Here is a 16,350-nt window from a genome sequence, read left to right as displayed (position 1 = left end):
AGGACCCGCCGCCGGAAATGTTTCGCCACTCGTCGGATGAACGGCCGTGGGGTGCCCCGTAGCGTCGATGCAATTCACCCCGCACCCGGCCGGCCACTCACCGTGATCACCGGGCGCGGGCGCCGCCGACGAGCGCGGCGGACCGCCGCGGCGGTCGTGAGCCGGCGCTCCATGCTGTCTTTCCAACCCCCGAAGGGAGCAGCGGTGCCCCTCCGTTCCGGTCCATCGCGCGGTCGCCGAAACACCGCGATCCTGCTGTCCACGACCCTCGTCGCGGCCCTGACATCGCTCACCGCGACCCCCGCCGGCGCCGACCCGGACCTGGCCGAGCCAGCGAGGCCGGCCTTCCTCACCGGCCCCACCGACGGTGCCCCGACCGAGATCGCCATGGCCTACCTGCGGGCGCACCCGGCCGAGTACGGCGTGCGCGCCGGCGACCTCACCGACCTGGCGGTGGCCTCCAGCTACACCAGCCGGCACAACGGCGTCACCCACGTCAACCTGGCCCAGCGCTACCAGGATCTGGAGGTCTTCGGCGCCACCGCCACTGTCAACGTGGCCCGCGACGGCAGCGTCGTCTTCGTCGGCGACAGCCTGGTCACCGGCCTGTCCGACAACCCCTCCGGGACCGCGTCCCTGGATCCGGTCGAGGCGGTGGCCGCGGCGGCCGACGGCCTCGACCTCGCCGACCCGGCCAACGCGCGGGTGATGAGCCGCGCCGGTGGCCCGGCCCGGCGCACCGTCGTCTCCGGCGGCGGCATCTCCGACCAGCCCATCCCCGCCCGGCTGGGCTGGCAGCCCACCGCCGACGGGCTGCGGCTGGCCTGGCAGCTGGTGATCGACGACGCCACCGACGTGCACCTGTGGAACGCCACCGTGGACGCCGAGACCGGCGAACTGCTGGGCGCCGACGACTGGACCCACCAGGACGCCCCGGCCGACCTCGCCGCCACCCTCGGCCGCCGGGAGGCCCCGGCCACGACTATCGCCACCACGAGCATCCCGGCCGCCCGGGTCAGCCCGCCGAACCCGGTGGCGGACGGATCGAGCTACCGCGTCTTCGAGTTCCCGAAGGGGGACCCGAACGACGGCCCGCAGACCGTGGTGACCAACCCGGCGGACGGCACCGCGTCGCCGTACGGCTGGCACGACACCGACGGCGCCCCGGGCGCCGAGCACACCACCACCCGGGGCAACAACGCGCACGCCTACACCGACCGGGACGCCAACAACCAGGTCGACCCGGGCAGCTCCGCCGACGGCGGCGCCACCCTGACCTTCAACTTCCCGGCCGACCTCAACGAACACCCGCAGACCTACCGGCAGGCAGCGGTGGTGAACCAGTTCTACTGGTGCAACATGGTCCACGACCTGACCTACCGGTACGGCTTCGACGAGGCGTCCGGGAACTTCCAGGTCAACAACTACGGCCGCGGCGGCACCGGCGGCGACGACGTGCAGTGCGAGGCGCACGACGGGTCCGGCCAGAACAACGCCAACTTCTCCACCCCGGCGCTGGACGGCGGCCGCCCGCGCATGCAGATGTTCCTCTGGCCGGGCAACCAGTTCGGCCTGCCGAACGCGGTGACGATCGACGCCGGTTCCGCCGCCGGCACCTACGAGGCGGAGTACGCGCGGTTCACCCCCGCGCCGACCAGCGCCGGCTTCACCGGCCAGCTGGTACCGGCCGACGACGGCGTCGGAACCACCGGTGACGGGTGCACCGCCTACACCCTGCCGGCCGGGGCGATCGCCGTCGTCGACCGGAGCAGCGCGTGCAACTACCACACCCAGGTGGTCAACGCCGAGGCCGCGGGCGCCACCGCGGTGGTGGTGGTCAACAACGTCGCCACCGCGCCGGTGGTGATGAGCGGCTCGATGAACCCGGCGGTCGGCATTCCGGCGGTCATGGTGAGCCAGGCCGACGGCACCGGCATCAAGGCGGGACTGCCGGCCACCGGCCGGGTGCACCGCAACCTGGCCCGCCCGGCGATGCGGGACGCCTCGTTCCGCTCGGAAACGATCTTCCACGAGTACGGCCACGGGGTCTCCAACCGGCTGACCGGTGGCCCGACGGTCAACTGCCTCACCGGCAACGAGCAGATGGGGGAGGGCTGGAGCGACTTCCTCGCGATCGTCTCGCTGCTCAACCCGGCGATCGACGATCCGGAGCAGGCGCGCGGCTACGGCCAGTACGCGCTGTTCCAGGACAGCCGGGTGGGCGGCGGGATCCGGCCCCGGCCGTACTCGCGGAACATGGAGATCCAGCCGTTCACCTACGACAGCATCAAGACCGGCGGCTGGCTGGACGGCACCTCGCTGGCCGCACCGCACGGCATCGGCCACGGCTGGGCCGCGATGCTGTGGGACCTGACCTGGAACCTCGTCGACCGGCACGGGTTCAACCCGAACGTCTACGAGCCCTGGCACACCGGCGGCAACAACCTCGCCCTGCAACTGGTCATCGACGGCCTCAAGATGCAGGGCTGCGGCCCCGGCTTCGTGGTCGGCCGCGACGCCATCATCGCCGCCGACGCCGCCCTCACCGGTGGCGAGAACGCCTGCACCATCTGGGCCTCCTTCGCCCGCCGCGGTCTGGGCCACAGCGCCGTCCAGGGCACCACCAACCGGGACGACAACACCGAGGCGTTCGACACCCACCCGTCCTGCCGCGGTGACTTCCTCGACCGGGCCGCACAACCGGCTCTCAACACCGTCGTCGCCGGCGACGCCGTACCGATGCGGTTCAAGCTCGCCGCCAACCGGGGCCTGGACATCCTGGCCAGCGGCTCGCCCTACTCCCGGCTGGTCGACTGCGACACGCTCCGCACCGTCGGCCCGGACGGCGCCGTCACCCCCCGACCGACGCCGGTCGCCGCCCGCAACCCCGGCGGGTCGGCGATGTCGGTCAACGCCAACGGCCAGTACAACTACCCGTGGAAGACCGACCCGTCCTGGGCCGGCACCTGCCGCGAGTTCGTCCTGACCCTCGACAACGGATTCCAGTACCGCGCCTACTTCGCGTTCACCGGCTGAGCCGTAGCCGCGGCACCAGCCGGCCCCCGGAGGGAGCGCCCGACCACGGGCGCTCCCTCCGGCACGCGCGCTCACGGCGCCAGGTCGGTCCGCGCCACGCCGCTGGCCGGGTCGTACGGGTAGGAGAGGTGCTGGTGCACCATCAGCCAGGCGCCGCCGCGCCGGGCGAAGACCCGCGTGCCGCGGGACCAACTGTCCACGGCCGGGCCGGCGGCCGGCCGCAGCTCGACGCGGTTGAGACCCCAGGCGACGGCGAGGTCACCGTCGACCAGGATCGCCAGGTCGGGCACGTCCCAGCGGACCGCACCGTCGCCGGCGGCGTCGAGGCCGGCGGCGCAGACCTCGCGGACGGCCTGGACGCCGACGTACCGCAGGGGCTGCTCGTGCTCGTACGAGACGACGTCGTCGGCGATGGCGGCCATCAGGGCGTCCAGGTCCTTCGCGGCGGTGCCGTCGAACCACCGCTGGTGGAGCCGACGCAGCTCCCGCTCGGCGGCGGCGCGCGGGCCGGCCGGGCCGGCGGTCGAGTCGACGTTCGGGAAGGAGTGGTGCTCGTGGCTGACGACCCACCGGCCCGCCCGCCTGCGCAGCCCGAGCGTCAGCCGCAGCCGGTTGTCGGGAGCGGCGGCGAGGTCGGCCGGGGTGCCGCAGCGCAGCAGGGCGTACGCGAAGGCGACCTCGTCGCCGGCGGTGACATCCAGCTCCTCGATCTCGAAGGAGGCGCCCTGGGCCTGCCACCGGAAGAACGGCGGCCAGGTCTGCCGGTACCCGTCGAGGCCACGCACGCCCTCGTAGGGCGGCGGCACGTCGAACATCACGATGTCCTCGTCGTGGTCGGCGAGCACCGTGGCGAGGTCGCCGCGGTGGACCGCGCCGGCCCACCGCTCGATCAGGGTGCGGATCTCTTCCTCGTTCGTCGGCATCGTCGGCCCTTCCGGTCGGTGTGTCCGTCAGGACTACAACCCCGGCCGGGGCGGAAAGTCATCGCGCGCCGGAGACCTCCTCGCCGGGCAGCTCCGCCGGCAGGCCGTGGGCGGGCAGGTGGGCGTCGAGGAACGAGACCACCTCGGCCACCCGCCGGCCGCGCAGGACGAGCAGGTCCAGCCCGGCCGGAAGGTACGCGCCCCGGTCGTCGTCCCATAGGTACGTACCGAACGCGAGCTGCCCGTTCGCCCGGGCGGGCAGGAACCGCCAGCGGTGCCGGCCGGCCGCGTCGAGCAGGAAGCCGCGGATCCCGTCGCGCCCCTGGTACCAGGCGCGCAGCGGCGGCATCGAGTACCGCGCGTCCTCGGTCAGCATCGCCACGATCGCGTCGACGTCGCTGGTCTCCCACGCGGCCACGTACCGCTGGACCAGCTCCCGCCGGGCCGCGTCGCCGAGGGTGTCGAGGGTCTGCTGCTGGCTGGCCTCGGGAAGCAGGTCGGCCAGCACCCGGCGGGCGCGCTGCAGCGCGCTGTTGACCGCGGCGACGGTGGTGTCCAGCAGATCGGCGGCCTCGCTGGCCCGGTAGCCGAGGACGTCGCGCAGCAGCAGGGCGGCGCGCTGCCGGGGCGAGAGGTGCTGCAGGGCGGCGACGAAGGCCAGCTCGACGCTCTCCCGCGCGACCACCTGGGCCTCCGGGGTCAGCCGCGCGGTCCAACCCATCAATCGATCCGGGTACGGTTCCAGCCACGCCGCCTCCGCCAGGGGCGCGCCCTCCGGGCTGAGGTCGGTGGGCAGTTCCCGCCGCCCCCGGCGCTCGATCAGGGTGAGCGACCGGTTCGTCGCGATCTTGTACAGCCACGGCCGGATCGCCCCGTCGTCGGCCAACCGGTCGAGGCTGCGCCAGGCCCGGTCCAGGGTGTCCTGGACGGCGTCCTCGGCGTCGTGCACCGAGCCCAGCATCCGGTAGCAGTGCGCGCGTAGCTCGTCGCGCAGCGGGCCGACCAGCCGGCCGAAGGCGTCCCCGTCACCGGCCCGGGCCGCGGCCAGCGACTCCGCCACCGCCGACCCGTCCGGCGGACCGGGCCGGTACCCACGATCCTCGACCTCGCCCACCACCGCACGCTAGCGCGGCCGGACCGGTCGTGGCACGGGGGAGTACCGGTCACCTTCGATCCGGAAGACTTCCAAAACTTCCGGTAGCTCGGCCTCGTGGTGATCGCTGAACCTGACGTTCCACTGTGCGTCGCCGTCGGGCGACGCCGCATGATGCCGCTTCTACCAGGGAGGATACCGTTCAGACGCTTGCCGAGCCTCAGGAGAGCCTCCGAAACATTTCCGAGAAATGTTGACACCCCTGCGGCGCCGAATCGATACTGTCGCCATCGATAGACCTCGACATCTGTCGATCCGGGTCACCCAACACGACCTGGTCCGCCGGTCGTCGACCGCACGGCGACCGGTCAACCCCCACCACGTCGTACGACGTCGACGCGCGGTGGCCGCCACCCCGACCGCCGGCCGCCGCGCCCGGGTCGTACCAGGCTGCCTGGCCTCCCCGCCAGCCACCACGAGGAGGAAGCACGCTCATGAACGACGTCCCCGTCCGACCGCCGCAACACCGCCGAGGCCGCCTCAGAATGCTCGTCGGCGGTGCCTGCACCGTGGCGCTCGTCGTGGCCACCACGATGCTGCCCACCGCCGCCAGCGCGGCCGTGACCTCGAACCAGACCGGCACCCACAACGGCTACTTCTACTCGTTCTGGACCGACAGCGCCGGAACCGTGTCGATGGAACTGGGCTCCGGCGGCAACTACAGCACCTCCTGGCGCAACACCGGCAACTTCGTCGCCGGCAAGGGCTGGAGCACCGGAGGCCGCCGGAGCGTGACCTACTCGGGCAGCTTCAACCCGTCCGGCAACGCCTACCTGACGCTCTACGGGTGGACCCGGAACCCGCTGGTCGAGTACTACGTCGTGGACAACTGGGGCACCTACCGGCCGACCGGCACCTACAAGGGCACCGTGACCAGCGACGGTGGCACGTACGACATCTACCAGACGACCCGGTACAACGCCCCGTCCATCGAGGGCACCAGGACCTTCAACCAGTACTGGAGCGTGCGGCAGTCCAAGCGCACCGGTGGCACCATCACCTCCGGCAACCACTTCGACGCCTGGGCCAGCAAGGGCATGGCCCTGGGCAGTCACGACTACATGATCCTGGCGACCGAGGGATACCAGAGCAGCGGCAGCTCCAACATCACGCTGGGCGGCTCCGGCGGCGGCGGTGGAGGCGGCGGTGGCGGTGGCGGTGGTTGCACCGCGACACTGTCGGCCGGTCAGCAGTGGAGCGACCGGTACAACCTCAACGTCTCGGTCTCCGGCTCCAGCACCTGGACCGTGACGATGAACGTCCCGTCCCCGGCCAAGATCATCGCCACCTGGAACGTCAACGCCAGCTACCCGACCGCCCAGCAACTGGTCGCCACGCCGAACGGCAGCGGCAACAACTGGGGCGTGACCATCCAGCACAACGGCAACTACACCTGGCCGACGGTCTCCTGCGGCACGGGCTGACCCCGAGCCGCACCATCGCCCGGTGGCGCGCCGGACCACGATCCGACGCGCCACCGACGGTGCGGCCGCCATCGACGGTGAGTGCCGTCAGGTCCCCGACGTGAGCATGGTGACCTCCATGATCAGCACGCCGGTCGCGGCGACGGCGGCGAGGCAGTGGACGAGCGCGTCGGTCGGCGTCTCCTCCTTGCCGAACACCTTGCCCAGTGCCAGCAGGATCGTCATGACGGCGGCGAACGGGCCAGCGACAGAGATGACGACGAGAACGGTCTCGTACAGGTTTTCGGCTGTGTGGTCGAGGCCCAGCGCCGCGACTCGGGGTGCGGTGTAGATCGCCATGACCCCGAGGACGATGGTGACCACGCCGGCGCGCAGCACGTCGTCCACGGGGACGGCTGGCTTCGCCGCTTCTGTGTGGTTCCCGGACTGCCGGCGTCCCTGGGACACCTGGATCACCGCCGCCGTGCTCTGCACCAGCGCCGCCACGATCACCAGCCACTGCACCCAGGACGCGTCCGGCGACACCCTCGACCTCCCCGTCGGCGGACCGATGCCCGTCGTCGATCCGATGTGGACATCCTCGGGCATGGCGTCACGGTCCTGCTCGCCCGTGCTCACCGGCTCGGGCCGTGCATTCGGGACCCGGAGACCGGGCACGCCCCGTCTCCGGAGGTGGTCTACCGGTCCGCGAAGCCGCCGGCGGGTCGCGAGGCCCGCACCGGCACGACGTACCGGCTGCCGTTGGGGGCAGTGGCGGCTCGGCCCCTCACCGCCGCCCGAGGCGGGACTCGCGCGGGTTGCGTCCACCCGTCAAGGGTGGTCCGGCGGTAGCTCCAGGGTCCAGGTCTGGCCGGTCAGCTCCCGGCCGAAGCTGTGGTGCCGGTGCTCGTCGACGAGCCGGAAGCCGGCGGCCTGGTAGATGCGCCGTGCCGCGGTCAGGACGTCGTTCGTCCACAGCGTCAGCCGGCGGTAGCCGGCGGCCCGGGCGAAGTCGACGCAGGTGCTCACCAGGCTCGTGCCCAGGCCGTGCCCGCGCGCGGCCGGGTCGACCAGCAGGATGCGCAGCTTCGCCGTGTCCTCCGGCGCGTCCGGCCCGTCGGCGGCGACGCAGAACACGCACCCGACCCGTTTCCCGCCGAGTTCGGCGATCCAGCCGGCCTCCCGTACCGGATCGTGGCGGTCGGCGTAGTCGGCGACGATCCGGGCGACCAGCGCCTCGAAGGAGACGTCCCACCCGAACTCCCGCGCGTACAGCTCGCCGTGGGCCATCACCACCCAGCCCAGGTCGCCCGGCTGGTCCGCGCGGCGAATGCGGAGCTGATTCCGGCCGTCACCCGAGCGATCGCCCGGGGACGTGGCGGGAACCGGCTGGACCGGCACCGACATGGCTGCCTCCTCGACGCCGGCCGCCCGATCGCGGGCGGCACTGACACGACTGTTTCAGTATGGCAGCATGAGGAACCATGTCCACCGCCGATGCGCCGGAACGCGGCGAGGCGAACCCGTCGGCGCGCCACGTCGAGCTGCGGGAGGCCGCCTACCGGTACGTCCTCGATCACGGCCTGGGGGACATGTCGCTGCGTCCGCTGGCCACGGCGATCGGCTCCAGCCCCCGGGTGCTGCTGTACCTGTTCGGCAGCAAGGACGGCCTGGTCCGCGCCCTGCTCGCCCGCGCCCGCACCGACGAGCTGCGCCTGCTGCGCGGCCTCGACGAATCCGGGGAGGCGCCCGGCGACCTGCGGACGGTCGCCGGACGACTGTGGGCCTGGCTCGCCGCCCCGCAGCACCGGTCCCTGCTGGTGCTCTGGGTGGAGGCGTACGCCCGGTGCCTGGTCGAACCGGACGGCCCCTGGGCGGACTTCGCCCGGGCCACCGTGCACGACTGGCTCGACGTGCTCGCCCGCGCGCAGCCCGCCGCGCGGCGGGACACCGCGGCCGGCGCGGCGGAGCGCAGCGCGGTCCTCGCCGTCCTGCGCGGAGCGCTGCTCGACCTGCTCGCCACCGGCGACGTCGAGCGCACCACGGCCGCCGTCCGGCACGCGCTGGACCAGCGCTGACTCGTCCGGGGGGACTCTCCGGCCGCCGGCGCTCAGATCGGGAATCCGGATCACCCGGGCATCGCCGGCGTACCAGGATGTCATCGGGGGGTGAGACGTGCGGAGCCGGGACCGGGATGTGCGGCGGCTGGGCCGGGAGGCGTACGAGCGGCTCCGCACCTACGCCATCGTCGCGGTCCAGGCCGGGGTGGCGGCCGGGCTCTCCTGGTTCGTCGCGGCCGACGTGCTGCACAACTCGCAGGCGCTGTTCGCGCCGGCGGCGGCGATCGGCACCATCGCCGCCGCCCTCGGCAACCGGATCAGGCGGGCGGCGGAGCTCGTCGCCGGGGTGATCGTCGGGGTGCTGACCGGGCAGCTGATCATCGAGGTGATCGGGACCGGGCCGATCCAGACCGGCCTGATCGTGGCGTTCGCCATCTCGTCGGCGGCGGTGATCCGCGGCAACGGCGCCGTCATGGTGCACGCCGGCAGCACGGCCGTGCTGTTGGGCACGCTGTCCGCCGACCAGTCGCACCTGGCGGTGGCCCGGACCGTCAACGGGTTGATCGGCGGGGTGACGGCGATCGCCGTGGCGCTGCTGCTCATGCCGGCCAACCCGGTACGTGTCGTGCACCGGGCCGCCGGTCCGACGCTGGACATCTTCGCGCGCGACCTCACCGCTGTCGCCGAGGCGCTGGAGCAGCGTGACGTCCACCAGGCGGAGAGTGCCTCCGAGCACCTGGTCGCGGCGGAGGAGGAGCGGAACGCGACGCTCGAGATGATCGCCGCGGCCGCGGAGATCGCGGTGCTCTCGCCGTGGCGGTGGCGTCGACTGACCGTCCTGCGCCGTTACCAGCACGCCGCCGAGCACCTGCAACGCGCCTACGCCAACAGCCGGGAGATGGCACATTGGATCGTGTCGACGCTGCGGCAGCGGGAGCCGGTGCCGGCCAGCCTGCCCGCCGCCATCGAGCACCTCGGCCAGGCGGTGCGGCTGCTGCACCGCGATTTCCTCGCCGGCCGGGAGCCCGACCTCGCGCGCGCCCGGGCGCGGCAGGCGGTCGCGGACGTCGACCAGGCCTGCGCCGAGGACCTGCGGTTCTGCGGAAAGGTCCTGGTCACGCGACTCCGCCTGGTCATCAGCGAGGTGCTCCAGGCATCCGGCGTGCCGAAGGCGGAGGCGAACCAGCAGGTGGGGTTGGCGGCGGAGGCGAGCTGATCTCCCGATCGGCGGCGCGCCGCCCGGCTCAGAACAGCGTCGACGGCCCGACCGGGACCGGCTCGGGCAGCGGCGCCAGCTCGGGCAGGCGGGCCCGGACCTGGTCGTGGAAGCCGCGGGCCAGCTCGGGCGCGGCGGCGTTGTCCGGCGTGTGCACGAACACGGTCGGCGAGCGGCCCTCCCGCAGCCAGCCGGTCACCACGTCGAGCCACGGCCGCCAGCCCTCGATCGTCCGCGCGGGGTCGTCCCGGCCCAGGTACCGGACGATCGGCCGGTCGGTCAGCGCGCGGGTGCGCAGCGCCGTCCGCGGCTTGCGGGTCCACGCCTCCCGCTCCGCGTCACTGGTCGGCGGGGTGCGGAAGAAAGCGGTGGTGTCGAAGGGGATCCACTCCGCGCCGACCGTGGCGAGCGCCGCCTCCAGCGTCCGGGCCGCCCCGGCGTCGTCGAAGAACGCGGGGTGGCGGACCTCCACGGCGTACCGGTGGTCGGTGGGCAGCCCGCGCAGGAAACGGGCGAGCGAGGATACGTCGGCCGGGCCGAACGAGCCCGGCAGCTGGATCCAGAGCGCGTGCGTCCGGGGCCCGAGGGGTTCGACCGCGTGCAGGAAGGCGCGGAGTTCCTCGTCGGCGCCGGTCAGCCGGCGTTCGTGCGTCACCGTCCTCGGCAGCTTGAGCACGAACCGGAAGTCGGGCTCGGTCTGTCCGGCCCACGACGCCACCGTCTCCCGGGCCGGGGTCGCGTAGAAGGTGGTGTTCCCCTCGACCGAGTTGCACCAGCCGGCGTAGGCGCGCAGCCGCTCGTGGGCCGGCAGCGGGTGCGGCAGGTACCGCCCCGGCCAGGACCTGTGCGTCCACATCGCGCACCCCACGTGCAGCCGCATCCGGTCTCCCCCTCGACGCGCACCTGGCGCGGGACGGACCCGCGCCGACCGCACGGTATCCGGCCGGCCGGCCGCCCCGGCCGCCGGCTCCGCGCCCACCGGCCGGGCGGCCGCCACCGTCGCGCCCGTGCCCGATCCGGCGCCGCGACGGATCGCCGGCGGATCGGGCTTGTGGCGGCGTCGATGGACGCGGATACTCTGAGGCCACCACGTGCCGTACCCACGGGGGAGGTGGTGGGCGTGGCAGCCGCGGAGGCCTCTGTCACACACCGCGCGATGGACGGCCGGCGATTCCAGCTCACCGGCCCGCTCGACCTCAGCGCGCCGTTCACCTCGGTGGTCGAGGTGACCGTCGCCGGCCGGCTGCACGAGTTCACCGCCGGTTCGGTCGGCCTCGCCGACGACCTGGCGGCGGAGCTCGGCGTCACCGACTTCGACGAGGAACTCGCCTACCAGGGCGGCACCCTGCTGACCGCGCGGGTGCGGTCGCACGACCCGCAGATCCGGCTCGACGAGGAGCGGCTGGTGGCGGCCTGGCGCGGGCGCCGGTACTGCTTCCTCACCCAGCTGTACGGCGGCTCCACCGCCGACCTGCTCGCGGTGCTGCGGACCCTGCGGATCACCGAGCACGACGACGGCCTGACGGTGCGCCCCCAGCCCAGGGCGGGCAGCCGGTACGCGGCGCCGGCAACCGTGCTCAAGCAGGTGCCCGGCCTCGGCCTGCTGGACATGACGCCGCTGACCGCGGAACGGACCCGACAGCTGCCGTCGTGGCGGGGGCTGGCGACGGGCGCGGGCGAACTCTTCCGGGACACGCTGTCGGACGGCAAGCCCTACTTCGTGCTCGCCGCCACGGACGCCTGGGTGACCGTGCTGCCCCGCGCCGACACCGTGGTCGACGGGGTACCGGACCTGGTCAGCCGGTTACGCGTGCAGCTGGGCGGGTGAGGCGACGTGACGGCCCTGGTCGCCGGCGTCGGGGCGTACACCGTGCTGCTCACCCTGCTGGTCGCCGGCGGTGAGCACCTGACGCGGCCGGCCGTGCTGTCGGCGGCGCTGACCGCCCAGCGGGTGGTGCCCGCGCCGTCCGCCGTCGCGGCGGCGGTCATCGCGGCCGAGGGCCTGCTCGGCGTGGCCGGGGTCGTCGCGCTGCTCCGCGACGACGGCGGCCGGCTGCTCGGCCCGGTCCTCGCCGGCAGCGCCGCCCTCCTCGCCACGTACGCGGGCTACGGCTGGTACCTGCGGTCGACCGGACGGTCCGTCCCCTGTGGCTGCTCGCGGGTGGAGCTGCCGATGACCGGCTGGGTGGTGGCGCGCGCGGCCGTCCTCGCCGGGCTGGCGCTGACCGGGTCGCTGCTGTCCGGCGCGGTGGCGCCGCTGGCGCGCCCGGGCACCGAGCTGCTGGTCGTGCTGCTCGCCGCGGCCACGTTCACCGCGCTGCTGGCCCACCTGCCCGCCGCCATGCACGACCCGACCCCGGATCAGCCGCCCGCTCGGGTGGGACGAGGAGGCGTACCCGGATGAGTTTCCAGACCAGCGCGCTGATCCTGAGCTGGATCGCGATCCTGCTGCTGGCCCTCGTGGTGTCCGGCCTGGTCCGGCAGGTGCACGCGCTGAGCAACGGCGCCGCCGGCCGTCCCGGGTCGGTCGGGCTGCGGCCCGGGTCGGCGGCGCCCGGGTTCCGCGATCTGGCGCCGCCGTCCCCGGCCACCCTGGTCCTGCTCTTCCTGGACAGCGGCTGCGCCACCTGCCACCACCTGCTGGACGAGGTCGCCGAACGGGCAGCGCCCACCGACGTCGTGCTGCGGGTGCTCTACCGGCACGCCGCCCCGGCCGCCGCGACCGACCTGCCGGTCACCGTCCACACCGAGCAGGCCGAGCTGTTCGACCGGTACGACGCGATCGCCACCCCGTTCGCGGTCGTGGTCGACCCGACCGGGCGGGTCCGGCGATCCGAGCCGGTGGGCTCCCGGGCGGTGCTGCGACACCTGCTCGACCAGGTCGACCAGCCGTCCGGCACCGAATCCGGGCCGGCCGTCCACCAGATCCAGCGGGGAGGTGCGCGATGATCACTCTCGACGCGGTGCCGGCGCTGCGCGGCACCGATCCGGGTACCGGCGCCGCGCCCCGGCGCCGCCCGGCGGCGAGCCGGACCGGCAGCCGCCTCGGCACGTCCTGGGCGCTGTCCCGCCGCACGCTGCTCCAGGCCGGCACGGCGGTGGGGATGGCCGCGCTCAGCGTCTTCCCGGCCGCCCGCCGCGCCTACGCCGACGGGTACGACATCTACGGCAGCTGCCCGTCGTACGCCGCCGACCAGAACTGTTCCCCCGGCTGCGGGCCGAGCCCGATCTTCGCCGCGGCCTGCAACACCAGCGGCACGTACGCCGGTTTCCACCGCAACGACGGCACCACCTGGAAACTGCGGCCGAACCAGTGCTACGCCGGCACGTACGACGGTTGGCTGTGGCGCTACCAGGGCGCCTGCGGCGCCTGCGCCTGCTCGGTGGAGCGCCGCTGCCACGACGGGTACCGGATGACCAGCTCGGGCTGGGTCAGGTCGATCTGCCGGTGGAACACCGACTGCGGGTGCCTCAGCACGGTCGCCTGGCCCAGCACCCGCCGCGGCCAGTCCGGCCCGAACGTCTACACCGTGCAACACCTGCTGAAGGCGCGGGGCCACGCGGTCACCGTGGACGGGGTCTTCGGCAGCGGCACCGAGAGCCGGGTGAAGCAGTTCCAGACGGCCAACGGCCTCACGGCCAGCGGCGTGGTCGACGCCGGGACCTGGCCGCTGCTGGTGTTCACCGTGTCGAGCCGGGGGATCACGGTCCGCAAGACGGTCGGCACCGGCGGCCGGCCCGGCTCGGTGGTCGTCGCGCACTACCCGTACAGCGGTGACGTGGTCCGCGCCGTGCAGCGGCAACTGAACAGGCACGCGCACGGGCTGACCGTCGACGGGGTCTTCGGGTCGGCGACCGACGCGGCGGTCCGCGACTTCCAGCGGCAGAACGGGCTCACCGTCGACGGCGTCGTCGGCGAGAGCACCTGGCGCACGCTGACCGGCGGGGCGGTGTGACCGGTCCGCCGCCCGTACGACGGGTTCCGCCGCTGCGGCGCTGGGTGACCGACCCGCTCGGGCCCGTCCCGCTGCTCACCGCCGGCGCGGTCGTCGCCGCCGCGTACGGGCACGTGCTCACCTGGGCGGTGCTCGGCGGGCTGGCCGGCTACACCCTCTCCGGCTCGGTCTGAACCCGCAACAGCGCGTACGCGCTGGGCTCGCCCGGGCGGCGGGATCGGAATCCACAGGGCGCGCTGCTCGCCCTGTTCGTGGTCGGGCTGCTCGGCGGCGGCCTGCTCAGCGGGATGGTGCTCGGGCTGCTCTCCGGGCTGTCGGCACCGCTGCCGGAGCCCTGGCGGTACGCGGCCATCGTGGCGGTGGCGGTGCTGGGCCTGCTCCGGGAGACCCGGGTGCTGACCGTCCCGTTGCCACAGAACGCCCGCCAGGTGCCGCAGGACGTGCTGCGCCGCAACCCGCGGCGGGGTGCGCTGCGGTTCGGCTTCGAGCTCGGCACCGGGGTGCGGACCTACGTCTCGGCCACCGCCCCGTACGTGCTCGCGGCCGCGGTGCTGCTCGGCGGCCAGCGCCTGCTGGTCGCGGTGCTGGCCGGGGTCGGCTTCGGCGCCGGACGGGCCGCCACCCCGCTGCTGCGCCGCGCCTCCGGGGCCGTGGCGGGCTGGGACGCGGACCTGCGCTCCCGACTTCGCCCGATCACCGTCACCGGCTGCGCCGCCTTCGTCGCCGCGTTCGGACTGCTCCTGCTGCACCAGGTGTAGCCGCCGGCCGCTGCCCGGCCCCAGTCGGCGCGGGCCGCCGGCGGATGGCCGGCGCCGACCGGCGGCAGGTCCTCCCAACCCGCCGGCGGCCGGCCCGGCCGTCCGTTCGCCGGTCAGACCCGGGTGATCCGGACCGCGTCGGCGATGACGTAGCCGGTGCCGCTGGTCCACCGGCTCACGCCCACCTTGTCACCGTCGCCCCCGGCCAGGGTGAACACGCCCAGGGACACCCACTGGCCGCCGCCCTGCCGCTGGTTCACCCGCACCGTCTGGTTCCCGGCGGTGGTGGCCACGAGGTACGGGGTCGAGTCGTTGTAGCCGGCGTCGGCCGGATACCAGACCTCGACCTGGTAGCTGCCGGTCTCCGGCAGGTTCGCCCGGTACCAGGCGACGTCGCTGGCCGGGGTCGGCGCGGCGAACCGGTAGTCGGTGCCGAACCGCTGGCCGGAGTACGTCGAGGTGCCCCAGTTCGCGCTCGCGGTGAACCGTCCGGTGGTGGTGTTGTCGAGCGTGACGCTGAAGTCCTGCGGCGGCGGGGTGGTGCCGGTCGACACGTCGAGGTAGTCCCGGTCGATGTAGATCCGTACGCCGCCCCAGGTCTCGTAGCTGTCCCCGGTGTACTGGTGGATGCGCTGGTGGTTGGCGTAGTACCCGTCCGGGCAGTAGTCGCCGGCGTCGGTGTCCGCCACGCCGTTCCACCAGCCGAAGAAGAGGTGGTCGACCCGGGTGTAGCGGGTGTCGTGGTAGGCGCCGCAGAGGTCGCGGACGCCGGAGGAGCCGCTGGAGTACATGCCCGAGAGGTAGCCGAGCGTGTGCAGCCGCTCGGTCCAACCGGACAGGTACGACAGCACCGCCGCCTTGCACGCCTCGCTCGACGGGTAGTGCTCGATGTCGTTGTAGATCACGCTGCCGGCGGGGATGCCCAGCGCCTGGGCCGCGTTCACCGCGCTGGTCGCCCGGCTCGCCCCCTCGGACCGGGCCGTGGCCGGGTCGTAGGACATCTTCGGCGTACGGGTGCCGCACGGCGCCTGCTTGTCGAGCTCGATGGGGATGAGGCGCCAGCCGTTGTTGGTCTGGTTGGTCACCCAGGTCGCGGTGAGGTTGGGCTGGGCGCAGGAACGGCTGGAGCCGCTGATGTAGATGCCGACGGCGCGGTAGGGCGAGGAGGCGCGCCAGGTGTTCATCGTCGCCTGCGACGGGGCGGTGCAGGTGTCGAAGCCCTTGCCGAGGTAGGTGCCGGGCTGCGGGCCGGCCGCCGCCAACGGCGCCACCGCGGCCGGCTCCGCGGCGGCGCGGACGGCGTCCAGGGACACCGGCGTGGCGTCCGGACCGAGGCGGGCGGCGGCCAGCATCCGGCGGACCGCCGGCTCGGTCTCGGGCGTGTGGAACGCGGTGACGAGCACGCCGGCGTCGCGCACCGCGAGCCGGATGGATCCGTCGCGGGACACCAGGGGAGCCACGGTGGCCCGGCCGCGGGGTGCCACGGCGGTCTCCGCGGTGAGCTGTTCGGCGGTGACGGCGTCGATCGGCTCGACGAGCAGCCCCGCCGTACGCCCGGCCGGTCCGTCCGGACACCAGGGCTCGGCGCCCGGGTGTCCGAGGTAGACCGTGGGCCGGTCGAACCGGACGCACGCGTGGGGGTCGGTGGACAGGTCGACGACCCGCCAGTCGGCGGGTACCGGCACCCGGTAGCCGCGATAGCTGACGGTCCGGTCGTCGGTGGGCGTCGCCCAGGTCGGGGTGGCCGCCACCGTCAGGCCGACGAGGGCGGCGGTGAGGCTGGCCATGATCCTTCGAGTTCTCATCGGAGCCTCTCTGCGGGAAAATCCTTCGCGCACATTCGCG

The 16,350-nt window shown here is 73.7% G+C and carries 16 protein-coding genes; 10 read left to right on the top strand and 6 right to left on the bottom strand.

The window, feature by feature from the left end; translation table 11 throughout:
- Window positions 1-204 precede the first annotated feature (204 nt).
- Entirely contained in the window at window positions 205-3,036 is a 2,832-nt protein-coding gene (locus SM577_RS24345; RefSeq protein ID WP_474588053.1) for a M36 family metallopeptidase, read from the top strand.
- A 71-nt stretch (window positions 3,037-3,107) separates the two neighbouring features.
- Here the strand turns inward: SM577_RS24345 and SM577_RS24340 are convergent, their stop codons facing one another.
- Both SM577_RS24340 and SM577_RS24335 read right to left on the bottom strand, forming a co-directional pair.
- Window positions 3,108-3,959, bottom strand: coding sequence for a nuclear transport factor 2 family protein (locus tag SM577_RS24340; protein WP_474588052.1), 852 nt, complete (start codon window positions 3,957-3,959; stop codon window positions 3,108-3,110).
- A 58-nt stretch (window positions 3,960-4,017) separates the two neighbouring features.
- The gene (locus SM577_RS24335; RefSeq protein ID WP_474588114.1) at window positions 4,018-5,019 is read right to left on the bottom strand and encodes a sigma-70 family RNA polymerase sigma factor; all 1,002 of its coding nucleotides are present in this window, start codon (window positions 5,017-5,019) and stop codon (window positions 4,018-4,020) included.
- A 527-nt stretch (window positions 5,020-5,546) separates the two neighbouring features.
- Between SM577_RS24335 and SM577_RS24330 the strand changes: the two genes are divergently transcribed.
- Window positions 5,547-6,536: a glycoside hydrolase family 11 protein gene (locus SM577_RS24330; RefSeq protein ID WP_302920019.1), complete on the top strand. Its 990-nt coding sequence runs from the start codon at window positions 5,547-5,549 to the stop codon at window positions 6,534-6,536.
- A gap of 87 nt (window positions 6,537-6,623) precedes the next feature.
- Here SM577_RS24330 and SM577_RS24325 read toward each other — a convergent pair whose 3' ends face one another.
- Both SM577_RS24325 and SM577_RS24320 read right to left on the bottom strand, forming a co-directional pair.
- Window positions 6,624-7,124 (bottom strand): hypothetical protein, encoded by a 501-nt coding sequence (locus SM577_RS24325; RefSeq protein WP_302920018.1) that lies wholly within the window; start codon window positions 7,122-7,124, stop codon window positions 6,624-6,626.
- Between the two features lie 222 nt (window positions 7,125-7,346).
- On the bottom strand, window positions 7,347-7,922 hold the full coding sequence (locus SM577_RS24320) for a GNAT family N-acetyltransferase (protein WP_474588051.1): 576 nt from the start codon (window positions 7,920-7,922) through the stop codon (window positions 7,347-7,349).
- A 77-nt stretch (window positions 7,923-7,999) separates the two neighbouring features.
- Here SM577_RS24320 and SM577_RS24315 point away from each other — a divergent pair, with 77 nt between their 5' ends.
- Both SM577_RS24315 and SM577_RS24310 read left to right on the top strand, forming a co-directional pair.
- Entirely contained in the window at window positions 8,000-8,593 is a 594-nt protein-coding gene (locus SM577_RS24315; protein WP_302920016.1) for a TetR/AcrR family transcriptional regulator, read from the top strand.
- Window positions 8,594-8,690: 97 nt separating this feature from the next.
- On the top strand, window positions 8,691-9,791 hold the full coding sequence (locus SM577_RS24310) for an FUSC family protein (protein WP_474581388.1): 1,101 nt from the start codon (window positions 8,691-8,693) through the stop codon (window positions 9,789-9,791).
- Window positions 9,792-9,819: 28 nt separating this feature from the next.
- On the opposite strand, the gene SM577_RS24305 is transcribed toward SM577_RS24310, so the two are convergent.
- The gene (locus SM577_RS24305; RefSeq protein WP_474588113.1) at window positions 9,820-10,647 is read right to left on the bottom strand and encodes a DUF72 domain-containing protein; all 828 of its coding nucleotides are present in this window, start codon (window positions 10,645-10,647) and stop codon (window positions 9,820-9,822) included.
- A 300-nt stretch (window positions 10,648-10,947) separates the two neighbouring features.
- Between SM577_RS24305 and SM577_RS24300 the strand changes: the two genes are divergently transcribed.
- From SM577_RS24300 to SM577_RS24275, 6 genes are all read left to right on the top strand, one after another.
- Window positions 10,948-11,619: a hypothetical protein gene (locus tag SM577_RS24300; protein ID WP_474588050.1), complete on the top strand. Its 672-nt coding sequence runs from the start codon at window positions 10,948-10,950 to the stop codon at window positions 11,617-11,619.
- 6 nt (window positions 11,620-11,625) lie between these two features.
- Window positions 11,626-12,195, top strand: a complete 570-nt coding sequence (locus SM577_RS24295; protein WP_474581390.1) for a MauE/DoxX family redox-associated membrane protein — start codon at window positions 11,626-11,628, stop codon at window positions 12,193-12,195.
- Window positions 12,192-12,740 (top strand): hypothetical protein, encoded by a 549-nt coding sequence (locus tag SM577_RS24290; RefSeq protein ID WP_474581391.1) that lies wholly within the window; start codon window positions 12,192-12,194, stop codon window positions 12,738-12,740. The genes SM577_RS24295 and SM577_RS24290 overlap by 4 nt, the downstream gene beginning before the upstream one ends.
- Window positions 12,737-13,747 (top strand): peptidoglycan-binding domain-containing protein, encoded by a 1,011-nt coding sequence (locus SM577_RS24285; RefSeq protein WP_302920011.1) that lies wholly within the window; start codon window positions 12,737-12,739, stop codon window positions 13,745-13,747. Before SM577_RS24290 ends, SM577_RS24285 begins: the two co-directional genes overlap by 4 nt.
- 44 nt (window positions 13,748-13,791) lie before the next feature.
- A complete protein-coding gene (locus SM577_RS24280; protein WP_302920010.1) occupies window positions 13,792-13,920 on the top strand; it encodes a hypothetical protein in 129 nt (42 codons plus the stop codon).
- A gap of 78 nt (window positions 13,921-13,998) precedes the next feature.
- Window positions 13,999-14,505, top strand: coding sequence for a hypothetical protein (locus SM577_RS24275; RefSeq protein ID WP_474588049.1), 507 nt, complete (start codon window positions 13,999-14,001; stop codon window positions 14,503-14,505).
- Window positions 14,506-14,618: 113 nt separating this feature from the next.
- Here SM577_RS24275 and SM577_RS24270 read toward each other — a convergent pair whose 3' ends face one another.
- Window positions 14,619-16,310 carry a glycoside hydrolase domain-containing protein gene (locus tag SM577_RS24270; RefSeq protein ID WP_474588048.1) on the bottom strand — a complete coding sequence of 564 codons (1,692 nt, stop codon included), beginning with the start codon at window positions 16,308-16,310 and terminating at the stop codon, window positions 14,619-14,621.
- Window positions 16,311-16,350 lie beyond the last annotated feature (40 nt).

The sequence above is a fragment of the Micromonospora desertarenae genome (assembly GCF_056150265.1).
Note: the sequence above shows the minus strand (reverse complement) of the source record. Positions and strands in the feature narration are given on the sequence as shown.